Annotated in this window: 13 protein-coding genes; 6 read left to right on the plus strand and 7 right to left on the minus strand. The window is 69.0% G+C overall.

Annotated features, from left to right (window positions below):
• The first annotated feature begins 12 nt into the window (after positions 1–12).
• A complete protein-coding gene (locus BDK89_RS18245; RefSeq protein WP_133870314.1) occupies positions 13–1,050 on the plus strand; it encodes a baeRF2 domain-containing protein in 1,038 nt (345 codons plus the stop codon).
• Between the two features lie 83 nt (positions 1,051–1,133).
• On the opposite strand, the gene BDK89_RS18250 is transcribed toward BDK89_RS18245, so the two are convergent.
• Positions 1,134–3,824 carry a glycerophosphodiester phosphodiesterase family protein gene (locus BDK89_RS18250; RefSeq protein WP_133870315.1) on the minus strand — a complete coding sequence of 897 codons (2,691 nt, stop codon included), beginning with the start codon at positions 3,822–3,824 and terminating at the stop codon, positions 1,134–1,136.
• 156 nt (positions 3,825–3,980) lie between these two features.
• On the opposite strand from BDK89_RS18250, the gene BDK89_RS18255 reads away from it, so the two are divergent.
• On the plus strand, positions 3,981–5,345 hold the full coding sequence (locus tag BDK89_RS18255) for a DUF2254 domain-containing protein (protein ID WP_166657677.1): 1,365 nt from the start codon (positions 3,981–3,983) through the stop codon (positions 5,343–5,345).
• A 14-nt stretch (positions 5,346–5,359) separates the two neighbouring features.
• Here BDK89_RS18255 and BDK89_RS18260 read toward each other — a convergent pair whose 3' ends face one another.
• Positions 5,360–5,581, minus strand: a complete 222-nt coding sequence (locus BDK89_RS18260) for a hypothetical protein (RefSeq protein WP_133870317.1) — start codon at positions 5,579–5,581, stop codon at positions 5,360–5,362.
• Positions 5,582–5,611: 30 nt separating this feature from the next.
• Here BDK89_RS18260 and BDK89_RS18265 point away from each other — a divergent pair, with 30 nt between their 5' ends.
• Entirely contained in the window at positions 5,612–6,463 is an 852-nt protein-coding gene (locus BDK89_RS18265) for a CobW family GTP-binding protein (RefSeq protein ID WP_133870318.1), read from the plus strand.
• Between the two features lie 37 nt (positions 6,464–6,500).
• On the opposite strand, the gene BDK89_RS18270 is transcribed toward BDK89_RS18265, so the two are convergent.
• Complete coding sequence (locus BDK89_RS18270; protein ID WP_133870319.1) at positions 6,501–7,010, minus strand: tRNA (cytidine(34)-2'-O)-methyltransferase; 510 nt, start codon at positions 7,008–7,010, stop codon at positions 6,501–6,503.
• Between the two features lie 149 nt (positions 7,011–7,159).
• On the opposite strand from BDK89_RS18270, the gene BDK89_RS18275 reads away from it, so the two are divergent.
• Positions 7,160–8,734, plus strand: a complete 1,575-nt coding sequence (locus BDK89_RS18275) for an acyl-CoA synthetase (RefSeq protein WP_133871160.1) — start codon at positions 7,160–7,162, stop codon at positions 8,732–8,734.
• On the opposite strand, the gene BDK89_RS18280 is transcribed toward BDK89_RS18275, so the two are convergent.
• Entirely contained in the window at positions 8,727–10,550 is a 1,824-nt protein-coding gene (locus BDK89_RS18280; RefSeq protein WP_133870320.1) for a hypothetical protein, read from the minus strand. The two genes, BDK89_RS18275 and BDK89_RS18280, sit on opposite strands and share 8 nt — an antisense overlap.
• A gap of 67 nt (positions 10,551–10,617) precedes the next feature.
• A complete protein-coding gene (locus BDK89_RS18285; RefSeq protein ID WP_133870321.1) occupies positions 10,618–11,949 on the minus strand; it encodes a flavin-containing monooxygenase in 1,332 nt (443 codons plus the stop codon).
• 340 nt (positions 11,950–12,289) lie between these two features.
• Between BDK89_RS18285 and BDK89_RS18290 the strand changes: the two genes are divergently transcribed.
• Entirely contained in the window at positions 12,290–13,045 is a 756-nt protein-coding gene (locus tag BDK89_RS18290) for an SDR family NAD(P)-dependent oxidoreductase (protein WP_133870322.1), read from the plus strand.
• 15 nt (positions 13,046–13,060) lie between these two features.
• Here BDK89_RS18290 and BDK89_RS18295 read toward each other — a convergent pair whose 3' ends face one another.
• Positions 13,061–14,809, minus strand: a complete 1,749-nt coding sequence (locus BDK89_RS18295) for an N-acyl-D-amino-acid deacylase family protein (protein WP_133870323.1) — start codon at positions 14,807–14,809, stop codon at positions 13,061–13,063.
• A gap of 129 nt (positions 14,810–14,938) precedes the next feature.
• Here BDK89_RS18295 and BDK89_RS18300 point away from each other — a divergent pair, with 129 nt between their 5' ends.
• Positions 14,939–16,498, plus strand: a complete 1,560-nt coding sequence (locus BDK89_RS18300) for a long-chain-fatty-acid--CoA ligase (RefSeq protein WP_133870324.1) — start codon at positions 14,939–14,941, stop codon at positions 16,496–16,498.
• Between the two features lie 101 nt (positions 16,499–16,599).
• Here BDK89_RS18300 and BDK89_RS18305 read toward each other — a convergent pair whose 3' ends face one another.
• Positions 16,600–17,031: a PPOX class F420-dependent oxidoreductase gene (locus BDK89_RS18305; protein WP_208294119.1), complete on the minus strand. Its 432-nt coding sequence runs from the start codon at positions 17,029–17,031 to the stop codon at positions 16,600–16,602.
• Positions 17,032–17,058: the final 27 nt, after the last annotated feature.

Genomic DNA, 17,058 nt, shown 5'->3' on the forward strand with positions numbered 1-17,058 from the left:
GAAGGAGCCCCGATGACGACCATCGATCCAGCCGCCCGCCTCACCAGCACGTTCTCCACCGACGACCTCCGCGAGTTCGTCGACGGTGAGGGTCCGTTCGCAACCGTTCTGCTGCCCGCCCCGAGCGGTCAGTTCGGCAGCGACCACCGGTTCGAGGTGATGTGGAAACACGCCCGCCGACAGCTCGACGCCGACTGGCCGTCCGACCGGCTCGACTCGTTCGAGTCGGCCGTCGCCGACCTGCATCACAGCGATGCGCCGGCGTTCGTCGTGGCCCAGCGCGCCGACGGCACCGTGTTCGTCGAGCCGCTCAGCGGTGAGCTGAAGGCCGACAACGCCGTCGTCGAGATCGCCGACCACCCGCGCCTGCTCGAGGTCATCGACGACCGTCAGCGGACGTTGCCCCACATCATCGTCGACACCGACCGAGCCGGCGCAACCGTCAGCGGCTTCGACGCCGGCGAGCCGACGGGCACGGAGGACGTCGAGGGCGACACCGAGCACATCAATCGCGTGCGCGGCGGTGGCTGGTCGCATCGCCGCTACCAGCAGCGGGCCGAGAACACCTGGGAACGCAACGCCGGCGACGTGGCCGACGTCGTGACCCGGATGGCTCGAGATCTCGACCCCGTCCTCATCGCCGTCACCGGCGAGGTGCGAGCAAAGCAGTTCCTGCACGAAGCGCTCGACAACGAGTTCGGCGACCGGCTCGTCGACATCGAGGCCGGCGACGTCGACGGCATCTCGTCCGAGGTCGTCGATCAGCTCGCAGACCGCCGAGCTCGCTTCCAGGTTGCCATCCTCGAACGCTTCCGTGACGAGGGCGGCATCACCGATCCTGGCGAGGTCGAGGCCGCGCTCCGCGAGGGACGGGTCGAGACGCTGTTGGTGTCCGGCCCGACATCGTCGATGGACGACGACGCACGCCGGAGTCGCCTCGATGCCATCGGCGCCGCGATCACCGCAGCCCTGACGACGTCGGCGACCGTCGTGGTCGTGCCACAGACGCCCGAGATGACGGGCGGCCTCGCCGCCCTGGCTCGCTGGTGACGCCCTGACGCGAGCGAGGGCCGGACCGGGTGTTCCCGGTCCGGCCCTCGGCGCGTCGTGGAGCCGACGTCAGTGGACGGCGGTCATCCGGCGCATCGCACGCCGTCGAGGGTGACGTCACCCGGAATCGTGGGCAGAGCGTCGCCGCGATGTCCGATGAACCCGAAGGTGACCGAATCGCCGGCCGCGATCACCCGGTTCCAGTGAGCGGGGGTCACGGTCACGTCGGACCCCGTCTGGTCCATCACCGCCGACCAGTTGGCCCGCACCTGCTCGTCACCGAGGAACGTCCAGCCCAGCTCCCAGCCGTCCCAGGCGATGTCGCCCGTGTTGACGAACTCGACGTTGGCGATGAACGCACCGTGCCAGGTCGCCGTGACGTCGTAGTCGAGCCGGCACGCAGCCGTCGGCTCGACCGGGATCACGACCTCGACCATGTTGTCGGTCGACGTCGACGCCGCCGTGGCGACGCCGTCGGCGTCGGTGGCAGCAGCAGCAGCGACCGTCACGGTGACGGCACCGGACGGCGCCGGCGCGTCGACGGCGGCCACGGTCGCCCGGTAGCGGAGGCCCGGCGTCAACTCGGTGATGGTGGTCGTCGTGGCGACCGGAGTCTCCACGACGACGTCGTCGGCCGAGAACCCGACGACGGGCTCGGCGAACACGACGTCGAACGCCACCGGCCAGGCTGCCGACGGGTCGGCCTGCGCTGCGGCCTGCTCGACCCGGACCGCGATCGGGGTCGGCTCGACCGGCTCGGGGGCCACAACCGTGACATCGATCGGCGAACCGTTCCGGAAGCCGATGTGGGCGGCAGGGCGATCGGTGATGACGCCGTCGACCGAGATCTCGGCCAACGCCTTCCAGGTCGCCGCGTCGTTGACGGTGTAGGGCATCACGGCCACCCCGATGTCGTGCATCTGGGTCACGAATTCGGGGTTGCCGAGGAGCCAGCCGGCCGACATGTTCCACGACGACAGCTCGAGGTCGCGTGCCAGCGCGACGGGGTCACCGCTCGGCGTGCTCAGGTAGGCGCGCGGGATCTCGGGGGCGGCATCGCGAGCCCAGGCGATGTAGGTCGCGTTGAAGCTCTGGATCAGGACCTGTTCTTCCATCCCGCGCTCGCGGATCTGGGCGACCGCCTCGGCCATCTCGTCGGGACCGCTGATGTTCTTGACCTCCCAGACGACGATCGAACCGCGACCGTTCGCGAGATCGAGCACGTCCTCGAAGAACGGCACCGCCTGACCGGCGTATGCCGGAGAGAACCACGAGCCGGCGTCGATCGAACGTAGGTACTCGTCGGTCACACCGGTGGTCGACCCGGTGCCGTCGGTCGTCCGGTCGAGGGTGCCGTCGTGCATCACGACGTTGCTGCCCTCGGCCGTGGTGTAGGTGTCGATCTCGAACATCTCCGCACCCGTGCGGATCGCCGACTCGAACGCGGCGAGCGAGTTCTCGGGGGTGACCGACGAGTTGCCGCGGTGCGCGATCGTCACCGGTCCCTCACCCGGCTCCCGGATGAACGAGATCGGCTCGTACGGCAACTCGGACACGACGAGATCGTCGATGCTGATGCGGGCACCGTCGGCGATGAAGCCGAGGCCTCCGTCGCCGGAACGAGCGATCGCGTTCGTCTCGAGCACGAGCTGGTCGTCGAAGTACCACTCGCCGCGCGAGCCACGGACGATGATCCGGACGTCGACGTCGGTGCCGACGCCGGCATTCGTCGGCGCAGCGGCACGATCGGTGACATTCCAGCCGTTGGAGGCGGTGCGGATCGCGAACTCGATGCCGTTGGTCGCCGTGGATGTCGACCGCATGACGGCGTGTGACCACGGCACGGACCCGTCGGCCGCGGCGTCGGTCATGATGCCGGCCCACCGCGACGAGTTGTTCACCGATTCGAAGCGCATCGTGGCCGACACCTCGAAGTCGTCGAGGTGCGGGCCGAAGGTGATGCGACCGATCGACGTCGGCGCGTCGAGATGGAGCCGACCGTCGTGCACCGACCAGTCGCCCGAGACCGGCGTGAATCCCTCGGGCAACGAGTCGCCGTCGAACGACTCCTCGAGTCGGAACAGCTCGGGTTCGGGCTCGGTCGGGAGCGGTTCGAGCTCGGTCACCACGATGTCGTCGTACGCGACCGTGCCGCCGGTCATCGCGAAGCCGAGCACGCCTGCGTCGCTGCGCGTCATGACGTCGGTCGTCAGGACGAGTTCGTCGTTCAGGAACCACTCACCCGAGTCACCGTGGACGTCGATACGAACCGAGACATCGTTGCCGACTCCCGGGGCGGGTGCGGTCGATGCGTTGGTGACGTTCCATCCGTTCGAGGCAGTCCGCTCGGCGAACTCGACGCTCGTGCCGTCGGCTCGGACGACCGCCTGCCACCACGGGGCCGACCCGGTCGGGGCGATGTCGGTGACCACGCCGGCCCATCGGTTCGCGATGTTGACGGCGTCGAATCGCATGTCGAACTCGATGCGGAAGTCATCGAGTGTCGGGTCGCCGAATGTCAGGATGGCGGGGGCGTAGCTGTCGCTCATGTGGCCGATCAGCTCGCCGTCTTCGACCGACCAGTCACCGGTTGCGGCCAAGAAACCGTCGGGAAGCGTTCCGTCGGCCGTCGAGTCGAAGTCTTCGGCGAACACGACGTCACCAGGGGCGGCGGACGACGAGCCGGCGCCGACGAGCGTCGCCGACGCCAGTGCGGCGCCGGCGAGTGACAGGGCGACGGCACGATGCCGTCGCCCGAGGGATGCGGGTTTCATGGGGGTGGAGGTCTCCTCTGTGGGGCGGACGAGCGGAACGTAGGAGTCGGTTCCGACGTGCGAGTGGCCGTGGGGTGTGACCGAGGTGAAGTCGCGGCGAAGTCCTCGGTCGGCCCGACCTGGTTGGACGTGGGTGACACCGGGTACTCCGTTCGCATGACGTCGTGGCTCCGCGATCACATCGGCATCGTCCGGCTGCGCCAGCTGGTCGAGGACGCCCGGCACCGTCTGGCGTTGGTCCCGCTGACCTTCCTGTTCGCCGGCGTCGTCCTGAGCCAGGTGACCCTCGTCATCGATCGTCAGCTCGACGGAGAATCGCTGCCGAACTTCTTCGAGACCACCGTCGACAGCGCTCGGGCGATCCTCGGCGCGATCGCCGGTGGTCTGATCACCGCCGTCACTTTGTTGGTGTCGATGGTGCTCGTTGCCGTCCAGCTGGCGAGCGGCCAGCTGTCGCCGCGAACACTGCGGAACTGGTTGGGCGACCGAATCCTCCAGCGGGCGGTCGGCGTCGTCCTCGGAACGACGGTCTTCTGCTTGCTCGGCCTTCGTTCGGCGCGGCAGCTCGGTGACGATCTGAGCATCGTGCCGAGTACGACCGTGCTCGTCGGCGTCGTCCTGGCGATCGTGTCGCTCGTCTACGTCGTTCGGGCGATCGATCAGGTCACGACGAACCTGCAGATCGGCACGATCGCTCAGCGCTTGACCGACGACACGATCTCGACGATTCGCGCCAACGGCGCGACTCGGGGCGCCGCGCCTCGACGAGCCCCGCTCGCTCACGACCGGCGCGACGATCCCGACGACATCCCCGGCGACGCGATCCCGGTCGAAGCCGACACCGCTGGCTGGGTCCAGCAGATCGACACCGCCCAGATCGTCGAGGTCAGTCCCGAGGGCACCACCGTGTGGGTCGTCGTCACGCACGGCGGCTACGCCATGAGCCGGAGTCCGCTCGCCTGGGTCAGCGGATTGCCCGACCGAAACAGCGACCGAAACAACGACCGAAACGACGATCGCGATCGCGACGAGATCGTCGACGACATCCGGAACTGCTTCGCCCTCGGCCCGTCGCGCACGATGCAGCAAGACGTCGGATTCGGCATGGCACAGCTGACCGACATCGCCGTGCGCGCACTCTCACCCGGCGTCAACGACCCGCAGACGGCACGCGACCTCACGATGCACCTCGGTGAGATCCTGCGCGAGGTCTGGACACACGAGCGAGCGACGGAGACGATCGACGAGGACGGTCGCATCGTCCATCGCACGGTCGCCACCCACGAGCAGCTGCTCCGAGCGGCGCTCGACCCGATCCGCCATCACGGACGACACGACCCCGACGTCATGCGCACGCTCGCAGGGATGCTCACCTCGCTCCGCTCCGAGATCGAACGTCTCGATCTGCCCGGTCCGGTCGAGCCGATCGACGAATGGCTGGCCGAGATGGACGAGATCGTCGACGAGACCGGATGGTCGACCCGAGCCCGCCACGAGCTGTCGACGACGCTGGCCGTCTGACGCTGCCCGCGTGATCAGCGACGCTTGCGGCGTGCGTCGACGGCGTCACCGATCGACGGCGACCCGGCTGCACCACGAGCAGCGCGGCGCTTCGCTCGGGCGGAGCGCTCGACGACCTCGCTGATCACCAGCACCACGGCGGCGGCGATCACGCCCCACAACCAGCCGGCGACGACGCCGAGCACGACGCCCACCACGACGATGGCGGCCAGCCAGATGAGGTTGCGCTTCGACATGCGACCCGATCGTACATAGGGTCGTCGCGCATGACGCCGCTTCACGTGATCGGTGGCTACCTCGGGAGCGGCAAGACCACCCTCGTCAATCGGCTGCTCGCGTCGGCTGACGGTCGGCGTGTCGCGGTGTTGGTGAACGACTTCGGCGACATCGACGTCGACGGCGCGTTGATCACGTCGGCCGACGACGATGTGATCAGCCTCGCGAACGGGTGCGTGTGCTGCAGCCTGGCCGACGGCCTGGTCGAGGCGTTCGCCGTCGTGCGCGAGCGCGCCGACGACCTCGACCGGGTCGTCGTCGAGGCGAGCGGGGTGGCCGATCCCGCCTCGATCGTCCGGTTCGGCGTGGCCGCGGGGTTCGCGGTGGGGCGGGTCGTCGTGGTCGTCGACGCCGAGACCGTTCGCCGTCGCGCCACCGACCGATACGTCGGCGACACCGTGCTGCGCCAACTCGAGGCGGCCGACGTCTGTGTCGTCAACAAGGTCGACCTCGTCGACGCCGCCGAGATCGTCCGGCTCCACGACTGGCTCGCCGAGACGGCGCCGGACGCCGACGTGATCGAAACAGTGCGATGCGACCTCGGTTGGGCGGTGCTCGACGGCGACGCGACCGAGCCTGGCGGGTCGGGCTTCGACCACCACGATGCTCACTCCACTCGCACGCTCGAGTACGACGCTCCGGTCGACCGGGCATGGCTGGTGGCCGAACTCGAGGGCTTGCCCGACACCGTGGTCAGGGTCAAAGGCGTCGTGGCGTTCACCGACGACCCGGACCGGGCGTGGTCGGTGCAACGGGTCGGGGGCGGCCTCGACCTCGAGCGGCTCGACATCCGACCACCCGAGCGGACCCGGATCGTCGTGATCGCCGCCGGACCGCAATGACGCCGCGCTGACACCCACGACGCCGCCCTGGGCCGGCTCAGCCGTCGAACTCGGGCGTGGTCAGCGTCTCGCTCGTGGAACCCGCGCTGGTCGCACCTGCGTAGCCCTGCTGGCGCCAGGCCTCGTAGACCACCACCGCCACGGCGTTGGCCAGGTTGAGGCTCCGGTTGCCGGGTCGCATCGGCAGCGCCAAGCGCGTCGCCGGGTCGAACGCGTCCTGCTGATCGTCGGTGAGTCCGGCCCGCTCGGCGCCGAACACGAACACGTCGCCGGGTCGGAACGCCACCTCGTCGAACCGGCTCGTCGCCTTCGACGAGAAGGTGAACCGACGCGACCCCGTTGCGTCCCGGCACGAGACGACGTCGTCGTGGACGGCCACGGTGGCGAGATCGTGGTAGTCGAGACCGGCCCGCTTGAGCGAGGAGTCGTCCATCGAGAAGCCGAGGGGGTGCACGAGGTGGAGCCGGGCGCCCGTGTTCGCACACAGGCGGATGATGTTGCCCGTGTTGGTGGCGATCTCGGGGGCGACGAGGACGACGTCGAACACGCCGCCGAGGCTATGCCGTCCGCGGAGACCCGATGGTCGGCGGCTTGCTACGTTCGCTCCGTCCGAGGACGACGAGGGGGATGCCGATGACGACCACGACCGACACCGACGCGACCGCGTTCACACCCGACCCGGCCGATGTCGCCGCGATGACGACGTCACGCCCCGCCGGGCACGGAGCCGTGCGGGCGTACGACTGGATCGCCCACCACCGCGACAACCGAGCCGGCAAGGAGGCGGTGCGCGACCTCGGGACCGGCCGCAGCTTCACCTACGGCGAACTCGACGCCCGAGTCGACGCCATGGCGTCGTACTTCGCATCGCTCGGCGTCGGGCGTGGCGACCGGGTCGCCGTGCTCGCCCACAACGGCGTCGAGTACTTCGACGTGCAGTTCGCCTGTGCTCGCACCGGTGCCATCTGTGTCCTGCTCAACTGGCGACTGACCGTGAACGAGCTCGAGTACATCCTGAACGACAGCTCACCGAAGCTGTTGGTGCACGACACCGAGTTCGTCGCCTCGGCAGGCGAACTCCAACGACGCTGCGGCATCGCGACCACCCTCGAGATCGCGGGCGGCACGCCCGAGAGCCCGTACGAACAGGCGCTCGCCGCAGCGGCCGGTGGGCCGATCGATCGGGCCACGCTCACCCACGACGACGTCCTGACCATCATGTACACCTCGGGCACGACCGGCCTGCCGAAGGGGGCGATGATCACCCACGGCATGAACTTCTGGAACTGTGTCAATCTCGGCATCCCCGCCGGGGTCGGGCTCGACACCGTGCATCTCAACGTGCTGCCGCTGTTCCACACCGGCGGACTCAACTGCTACAGCAACCCGGTCCTGCACGCCGGCGGCACCGTGGTGCTCGTCCGCCAGTTCGATCCCGGTGAGGCGCTGGCGTTGATCGGCGATCCCGACCAGGGCATCACCCACTTCTTCGCCGTTCCGGCGCCGTACCAGTTCATGATGCAGCACCCCGACTTCGCCACGACCGACCTGTCCCGTCTGCGGATCGCCGGTGTCGGCGGGGCACCGTGTGCGCTCACGATCATGGAGACGTGGATGGATCGTGGCGTGCTGTTGTCGCAAGGGTTCGGCATGACGGAAACGAGCCCGGCCGCCATCTTCCTCGACCCGGGTGACGCGCTCCGAAAGATCGGCTCGACCGGCAAGGCGCTGATGCACACCGAGTTCCGCATCGTGAACGACGACGGCGGCGACTGCGGACCCGACGAGGTCGGCGAGCTCTGGGTCGCCGGGCCCCACATCACACCCGGCTACTGGAACAAGCCCGAGGCGACCGAGAGCGCGTTCGAGGGCCGATGGCTCAAGACGGGCGATGCCGCCCGGATGGACGACGAGGGGTTCGTGTTCATCGTCGACCGGTGGAAGGACATGTACATCTCCGGCGGGGAGAACGTGTACCCGGCCGAGGTCGAGAACGTGCTCTACCAGATCGCCGGCGTGGCCGAGGCGGCCGTGATCGGCGTGCCGAACGATCGGTGGGGCGAGGTCGGCCTGGCGGTGCTGGCGCTGCAGCCGGGTGCCGAGGTCGACCGTCAACAGGTGCAGGAGCACTGCGCCGAGCGGCTCGCCAAGTTCAAGGTGCCCGCCGACATCGCCATCGTCGAGGCACTCCCCCGCAACGCCACGGGCAAGGTGCTCAAGCGCGAGCTCCGCACCCAGTTCGTGAGCGACGACGCGCCGAAGATCAGCTGACCGTCACCACCAGCCGCGGACCTCGCTCGAGCAACGCCCTCAGTTCGGCGAGCTGTCGTCGGACCGTGTCCGGATCCTCGAAGCGATCGACCGGGACCGCGTCGACATCACCGTTCGTCACCGCCGGCACGAGCACCGCCAGGTCGTTCTGCTCGAGCACGGTGACCAGTTGGCCGAGGAGCTCCGTCAGGCGCGCCCGCTCGGCGGCCGTGAGCGGGTCGTACACCACGAGCGCGCCGTCGACGTCACCGGTCGGGTCGGTCGGCGCGAGCGAGACGACGGTCACCGTCGCCGAAACGGCGTCGCCGGCGCGATCGGGGAGCAGGAACTCGTGCCCGGTCCCTGGCACCACCCCGACCCCTCGCCGGTCGAGCGCCTCGACCAGGCCGCCGAACAGGTCGACGCCCTGGAAGTCGTCGGGGGCCGAGACCTCGAGCGCGACCGTCGGGTTGCTGCGTCCGTCGGCCCAACGCTCGATGTCGGTGACGACGGACTCGACGGCGTCGACATCGCCGTCGGCAGCCTGGTCGACCCACGGACCGTCGGCGGCGACCCAGGCGACGAGTGGCAACGAGAGCAGCGACACCGCGAGCATCCACGCCGGCGGGGCCGACACCAGGCGAGCGGCTACCTCCGCCGCGACGATCGACCAGCCGATGGTAGCGAGGACCGGGAGGACGCCGAGCAGGTAGGCGTGCAACGGACCCCGGATGCCGGCGATGCCGACGAACGCGCCGAGCGAGACCGCGAGTTGGATCAGGGCCAGCCGTCGGAGCGACGCCGAGGCGCCGTACCGGGCGACCAACGCGACAAGGACGAGCACGGCCCCCGGCAACCACCCGACCGACTGGCCGGACACGACGAAACCGAAGAACTGCTCGTAGCCGGGATCGACCACGAACTCCGGCGAGGTGGACCGCAGGATCAGCCGCAGCGCATCCACCGCGCCGACACGTTCGAGGTCGTCGGAGAACGCCGACTCGACGAGACGCCAGGCGTTCCCTGGCCAGTCGGTCACCGTGTCGAACACGATCGGCGCCACCGCGAGCCCGGCCACCACCAGGGCCGCGACCGGCACGCCGCCGTCGTCGGGGCGGTGCCGGAACCATCCGACGCCGGCGATCACCATCGCCACCGCGACGGGCAGCGCCACGCCGACGTGTGTCTGTGCCGCCAGCGCACCGCATCCGATCACGACGGCCAGCGCGGCACCGTCTCCCGTCCAGGCGACCGCCGCGGCGACGACGGCCACCAGCATCGGCGCGATCGCCATCGCCGGGTTCCACGCCTCGTGGATCACGAGCGTGCCGTTCACGATCAGGACGGCGGTCGCGACGGTGAAGACGGCCGTCACCGCCGCGCTCCGCCGCGCCGCGACCCACCCGCCGAGTCCGAGGACCGCGGCGTTGACCGTCGCCGCAGCCACCGCCAGTGCCGTGCCGTCGCCGCCGAGCACCCGGAAGGGCACCGCCTGCAGGTAGAACGACCACGGTCCGGGATGGCTCCAGCCGAACCTCGAGTAGGCGCCGACCACGGGGATCGACGAGCTGAACACGTCGCGGGTCCGCATCGCGAGGAGTGCCCGGTCGCCGAGCAGGGTCGACTCGACCGAGAGGGCTCCGACGACGCCGACGAGCACGACGACGAGCCCGGTGACCGCACCGATCGCGGTCGCCACGCCACCGGGCACCGATCCCCACCGGTCGCCACCGTCGACCGCGACGTCCCACCCCACCGACGACCGGTCCGAGGTCGACGGATCGGCCGGTTCCGGGTCGGACGACGCCGTCCCGTCAGCCGGACGCGTGCTGCTCACCCCACCAGTCTGCTCCACCGACCTCGAGCAATGCGTGCACAGTGTGCGCACCCGGTGCGCACACTGTTCATGCGTTCGTGGGTTGGGTGGCGCGGGTGCGGCCGGCGTCGATCTCCTTCATGAGATCCTTGACGTAGGTGGCGAAGTCGACCTGCATGCGGTGACGGGGACTGTCGTAGAAGTGCCCCAGGTGTTCGCGCTCGTCGGCGTCGATCACCTCGGTCATCTCCGACTCGGGCGGGAACGCGTAGGTACCCTCGATCGCCTCGACCACGAGCTTGCTCTGCTGCTCCGCGAAGTTGACGAGGGTCGGCAGCGGCTGGGCGAGGCCGAGGAAGAACAGGTTCTCCCAGCCCGGCTTCACCATCCGCTTGTACAGCGGGAACCGGTTGTCGTCCGGGCGCAACTCGGCCTGCTGGAGGAACGGGAACGTGACGTTGTAGCCGGTCGCCCAGACGATCGCGTCGAAGTGTTCGCGCGACCCGTCGGCGAACACGACGCCGTCGCCGTCGAGACGCTCCATCGCTCCCTTGGGCACGATGTCGCCACAACCGACGCGGGTCAGGAACTCGCCCGACACGGACGGGTGGGCGTCGAGCGGCTCGTGATCGGGCTTGGGCAGCCCGTAGTTCTCCATCTTGCCGATCGTCTTCTTGATCTTGGAACGGGCCAGCTTGCGGCCGACCTTGGCCGGCATCCACGACGGCAGCACGTTCTTGTCGGCCGGCTTGCCGTCGAAGTACTTCGGCAGCACCCACACCCCGTGCCGCATCGAGACGACGAGACGCTCGGCGATCGGGCGCTGCGACAGCTCCGACGAGATGTCCATCGCCGAGTTGCCGGCGCCCACGACCAGGACATGCTTGCCCCGGAAGTCGTACGGCTCGAACGGATCGCGGTAGTGGTGCGAGTGCACCTGGTACCCGTCGAACGTGCCCGGGTAGTCGGGGATGCGGGCGTCCCAGTGGTGGCCGTTCGCGACGACGAGGTTGTCGTACTCGCGGGTCTCGCCGGTGGAGAGCGACACCGACCAGCGGCCGTCGTCGAGGCGTTCGCAGTTGGTGACCGCCGTCTCGAAGGTGATGGTGTCACGCAGACCGAACTCGTCGACGTAGGACCGGAAGTAGTCGAGGATCTGGGAGTGGTGCGGGAAGTCGGGCCACTCACGCGGCACCGGGTGGTCTTCGAAGGCGAGCCGCCACTTGGAGGTGTCGATGTGCAGGCTCTGGTAGCACGACGACATGCCGTTCGGGTTGCCGTAGTACCAGTTGCCACCGATGTCGTCGGACATCTCGAAGCAGTCGTACGGCAACCCGTGGTCGCTGAGCCGCTTGGCCATCGTGAACCCGGAGCACCCGGCCCCGATGATGCACGTCGTCGGACGATCCCCATTCCCCATGCCGGCCGACCGTACTCACCGCCGAGCCCCACCATCGGGTCGGGTCACCGGGTCAGGTCACCGGGTCAGGTCACCGGGTCAGGTGCCAGAGGTGACGGGTGAGGCGCAGCCGAACCCGTGACCGGCGGTCACCTGACTCCGGGGTCCTGTGGTCTGGTCCGACGACTCGTTCCCGGGGGTTCGCGCACCGACCCCGGGTCAGGTGATCGCCGGTAACGGCTCGTTCCTCGCCGTCACCTCTGACACCTGACCCGAAGCACAACGAGTCGTCACCTCTGACACCTGACCCGATTGACCTCCGACACCCGGCTCGTCGGGAAGCTCGTTTAGGTTCCACGGGATGATCGATCTGTCGGGACAGGTGGCCGTGATCACGGGTGGGAACGGGGGGATCGGGCTCGGTTTCGCGGAGGGTGTCGCCGCCGCCGGCGCCTCGGTGGCGATCTGGGCGCGCAACGCCGACAAGTCGGCCGACGCCTGCGAACGGCTCCGCGCGCTCGGTGCCGAAGCGGTCGCGATCACGTGCGACGTCGGCGACGAGGCATCGGTCGCGGCCGCCACGGCGGCGACCGTCGATCAGCTGGGGCGGATCGACATCTGCGTCGCCAACGCCGGCACCTCCGGCGGTGCGGCGTTCACCGACCTGACACTCGAGGAGTGGCGGCGCGTCATGTCGATCAACCTCGACGGTGCCTTCCTCACGATGCGCGACTGCGCCCGCCGGATGATCGAGCAGGGCAACGGCGGGGCGATGGTGGCGATCTCGTCGACGTCGGCGGTCCATGGCGCGCCGATGACCGCCCACTACGGCGCGTCGAAGACGGCCCTCCTCGGTCTCGTCCGGGCGACGGCGGTCGGTCTCGCCCGGCACGGCATCCGCGTCAACGCCGTCCTGCCGGGCTGGACCCGTACCGAGATGGCCGAGGGCGGCTACCAGAACGACACGTTCCGTGACGTCACGACCAAGCGCACGCCGGTGCGACGCTGGGCGACCGGTGACGACTACCGCGAGCTCGCCGCCTATCTGTGCGATCGCACCCAGATCTGGCACACGGGCGACCAGGTCGTGGCCGACGGCGGTTACACGATCTTCTGACCGGCCTGGCCGGCGTCAGGCGGCTGCCGACGGCAGGACGGTGCCGTAGCGCCGGGCCTCGCCGAGGTCGTCGGCAGGCGTTCCGCCCGACCATGCGACGTTGCCGTTGACCATCACGGCTCGCACCGTGTCGTCGTTGCGACGGACCAGTCGCCGCAGATCGCCGAAGCCGGGCATCTCGGCCTCGTGGATCTCCTCGATCGAGTCGTCGAGACGTTCGGGGTCGATCACGACGAGGTCGGCTCGGGCGCCCACGTGCAACCGCCCGGCGTCGATGCGATGGAAGTCGGCGATGTCGGCGGTCAGCTTGTGCACCGCCTGCTCGATCGGCATGAACGGACGGCCGGCGAGCTCGGCGTCACGGACCCGCTTCAGCATGCGGAGCGGGAAGTTGTAGAACGCCATGTTCCGCAGGTGGGCGCCGGCGTCGGAGAAGCCGATCATCGCCGCCGGGTGCGCCATGATCTGCTCGACGACCTCCGGGTTGCCGTTGGCCACGACGCTGTACCAGCGCAGGTCGTTGCCGTACTCGACCTGCAGATCGAGGAAGGTGTCGAGCGGGTCCTGACCTCGTTCCTCGGCGATCTCGGCGAAGGTCCGGCCGGCGAGGCCCGGGTCGGGGCACGACACCACACGCGCCTCGTGCAGCCGCCGGTGGTAGGCGCGTGGGGCGATCTTGTTGCTCCACTGCTTGCGGAACATCTCGCGGTACACGGGGGCCGCCATGAGCTGTGAACGGGCGTCGGCGTCTTCCAGATGGAGCGCCTGCGTGCCGGCGCCGAACTCCTCGAACACCGGGTTCTCGATCCCGTCGGTGTAGAGGTCGAACGGTGTGGGCAACGCCTGGAACCGGACGTGGGCGCCGAGCCGGTCGTTGTACAGGTTGGTCGCCGCGCCGACGGCCTTCCACACGCCCTTGGCGACCGGCGAGTCCATCAGGGTGAGCAACGACGTGCGCAGCGGTCGGCCCTGACGTGATCGGCCGAGGTCGAGCAGGGGTGCGATCGACCAACGGCTCTGCAAGTCGGGGATCGCCTGGAACACGGCGTCGCGCCGTCGGCAGACCTCGGCCAGGGCCCGGTATTCGGCGAACTTGGCGAACACCGACGGGGTCGGTCGGCTGCGGTAGCGATCGCCGCCCATCTTGTCCCAGGGCAGCAGGTTGACCGACAGCCCGAGCAGTCCGGCGTCGATCGACTCGTCGAGGAGGCGACACATCTCACCCATCTCGGTCTCGGTCGGCTTCACGTCGGCGTCGAGCGACCGGCCGAGTCCCATGACGTGGCTGCGGGCGGTCGAGTGGCCGAGCATCCCGACGACGTTGGGGCCGAGCGGCAACGACCGCAGGTGATCGACGTATTCCCCCGGGGTCGTCCAGTCGACGACCTGCTCGAGCAGTGGCAGGACCGTGTCGCGCGGGATCCCCTCGACCCGGCAGAACGTGTCGGCCAGATCTTCGGGGTCGCCGACGACGAGCGACAGACCGCACGATCCGATCAGCGTGGTGGTGACGCCGTGGCGCAGCGACTCCGACAGCTGTGGGTGCAGCTCGAGCTCGGCGTCGTAGTGGGTGTGGATGTCGATGAAGCCCGGTGTGACCCAGCAGCCTTCGGCGTCGACGACCTCGACGTCGGCTTCGGCGTCGGCACCGGCACCCGGGCCGATCTCGACGATCGTGCCGTCGTCGCCGACGACGACGTCGGCGCGCACCGGTGCGCTCCCCGTCCCGTCGTAGACGGTGCCGTTGCGAATGATGGTCGTCATCTCGATCCCTCCGTGGATGCCGGGGCCATCATCCCGTTCCGCACGCGCGTGATGCGAGTCGGGCGCGACGGCCGGGTCGTCTAGTGTCACGGCTTCACCACAGCAGCACTTCGGGGATGGGGGTTTCCAGTGAGTCTCGACAGCATCGCGTCGATCATTCGGCAGCATCGTGAGGAGCGACCCGACGCGGTCGCGATCGTGGAGGGTGGCTCCGAGCACACCTGGCGCTCGATCGACGAGGCGAGCAGCAGGCTCGCCAACGCGATGGCCGCAGCCGGTGTGGGCCGCGGCGACCGGGTCGCCCGCATCGAGAAGAACGGCGTCGACTACTTCGTGACCGTCTTCGCGGCGTCGAAGATCGGGGCGACGCTCGTCGACGTCAACTGGCGCCTCGCACCGCCCGAGAAGCAGCACATCGCCAACGACGCCGGGGCGAAGCTCCTGTTCGTCGGCAACGACTTCGTGGGCGAACTCGGCCTGATCGAACCCGGGCTCGACACGGTCACGGCGACGATCATGGTCGGCGAAGGTGGCGACGGTCGTCCCTCGCTCGAGGAGTTCATGGCCGACCACCCGGCCACCGATCCGGGCGTCGAGGCCGCTCCCGACGACATCGCGTTGCAGCTCTACACGTCGGGCACCACCGGGCTGCCGAAGGGCGTCATGTTGTCGAACACGAACTTGTTCGCCCTCATCGACGAGGTGCCGGAGAAGTGGCAGATCCACGCCGAGTCGGTGTCGCACGTGGTCATGCCCACGTTCCACATCGCCGGATCGGGCTGGGGCATCGTCAGCATGGCGATCGGCGCCAAGGTCGTCCTCGACCGCGACGTCGACCCGTCCGCCATCCTGCGTGAGATCGAGGAGTACAAGATCACGACGGCGATCTACGTGCCGGCCGTGTTGGCCTTCCTTCAGATCGTTCCGAACGCCAACGATCACGACCTGTCGTCGATGGAGCTCATCGTCTACGGCGCGTCGCCCATCACCGAGGACGTGCTGCGCGGCGCCATGAAGCAGTTCTCCGGTACCGACTTCGTGCAGGTGTACGGCCTTACCGAGACGACCGGTGCCGTCGTCGAGTTGCCGCCCGAGGATCACGATCCGGAGAACCGACCCGAGCTGCTGCGTGCTGCCGGCAAGCCGTATCCGTGGATCGAGATGAAGATCGTCGGCGACGACGGCAACGAGGTCGCCGACGGCGAGATCGGCGAGGTGTGGCTCAAGGGCACCCAGATCATGGTCGGCTACTGGAACAAGCCCGACGAGACGGCCAAGGCGCTGAACGACGAGGGTTGGTTCCGGTCGGGCGACGCCGGCTACGTGAAGGACGGCTACCTGTTCCTCCACGACCGGGTCAAGGACATGATCGTGTCGGGCGGCGAGAACGTGTATCCGGCCGAGGTCGAGAACGCGATCATGGGTTGCCCGGGCGTCGCCGACGCCGCGGTGATCGGCGTGCCGGACGAGAAGTGGGGCGAGGCGGTCAAGGCGATCGTCGTGAAGGCACCCGACACCGACGTCACACCGGAGGCGATCATCGCCTGGGCCCGCGAGCGGATCGCCGGGTTCAAGGTGCCCAAGAGCGTCGACTTCGTCGACGAGCTGCCGCGCAACCCCTCGGGCAAGATCCTGAAGAAGGACCTCCGCGCCCCCTACTGGGCCGACCGAGACCGCCAGATCGGCTGACGCCGGTCGATGGTCGGTTGATGTCAGACATCATCCGACCATCCACGACCGTTGCGCACCGTGCACCCGTCGGTTGATGTCTGACATCAACCGACCATCCGTCAGCCGGCGCCGTAGTCGACGGTGAGCCAGCGTTCGGGGGTGATCCTGGCGATCACCGTGCCCTCCCAGGACGGGTTGGCGGCTGCGTACTGGGCGCCGGCCTCGTCGCCGAGGTAGCGCTTGGCGACCGCTTCGATGTCGTACGCGTCGACGTCGTCGTACGCCTCGATCGAGACGGGCCCTTCGACCGACACGTAGCGGTACGGCGGCCGTTCGTCCTGCACGGTCATCGTGGCCCGGCCGGCACGGCGGAGGAGCGTGGTCTTGGCCGAGTCGGCCGCCATCGAGATCAGCACGTCGCCGTCGGCGTAGGCGTACCAGATCGGCACGGCGAGCGGCCCCTTGCCGTCACGCTCGATCGCCAGCACACCCACGTGCAGATCGGCGAGGAAGGCCTCGCGTTGTTCGGTCCCCATCTCGAAGTCGGCCATCCGGCGAGTCTGACACGGTTGGTGCAT

Origin of the sequence: Ilumatobacter fluminis, from assembly GCF_004364865.1 — a bacterium.
Lineage (GTDB): Bacteria > Actinomycetota > Acidimicrobiia > Acidimicrobiales > Ilumatobacteraceae > Ilumatobacter > Ilumatobacter fluminis.

What these genes read in the sequence shown, in the direction of transcription:
- BDK89_RS18265 (WP_133870318.1), top strand. Translation starts at nt 5,612, where the DNA reads ATGACGCCGCTTCACGTGATCGGTGGCTACCTCGGGAGCGGCAAGACC.
- BDK89_RS18275 (WP_133871160.1), top strand. Translation starts at nt 7,160, where the DNA reads ATGACGACGTCACGCCCCGCCGGGCACGGAGCCGTGCGGGCGTACGAC.
- BDK89_RS18290 (WP_133870322.1), top strand. Translation starts at nt 12,290, where the DNA reads ATGATCGATCTGTCGGGACAGGTGGCCGTGATCACGGGTGGGAACGGG.
- BDK89_RS18250 (WP_133870315.1), bottom strand. Translation starts at nt 3,824, where the DNA reads ATGAAACCCGCATCCCTCGGGCGACGGCATCGTGCCGTCGCCCTGTCA.
- BDK89_RS18305 (WP_208294119.1), bottom strand. Translation starts at nt 17,031, where the DNA reads ATGGCCGACTTCGAGATGGGGACCGAACAACGCGAGGCCTTCCTCGCC.
- BDK89_RS18295 (WP_133870323.1), bottom strand. Translation starts at nt 14,809, where the DNA reads ATGACGACCATCATTCGCAACGGCACCGTCTACGACGGGACGGGGAGC.
- BDK89_RS18245 (WP_133870314.1), top strand. Translation starts at nt 13, where the DNA reads ATGACGACCATCGATCCAGCCGCCCGCCTCACCAGCACGTTCTCCACC.
- BDK89_RS18255 (WP_166657677.1), top strand. Translation starts at nt 3,981, where the DNA reads ATGACGTCGTGGCTCCGCGATCACATCGGCATCGTCCGGCTGCGCCAG.
- BDK89_RS18285 (WP_133870321.1), bottom strand. Translation starts at nt 11,949, where the DNA reads ATGGGGAATGGGGATCGTCCGACGACGTGCATCATCGGGGCCGGGTGC.
- BDK89_RS18260 (WP_133870317.1), bottom strand. Translation starts at nt 5,581, where the DNA reads ATGTCGAAGCGCAACCTCATCTGGCTGGCCGCCATCGTCGTGGTGGGC.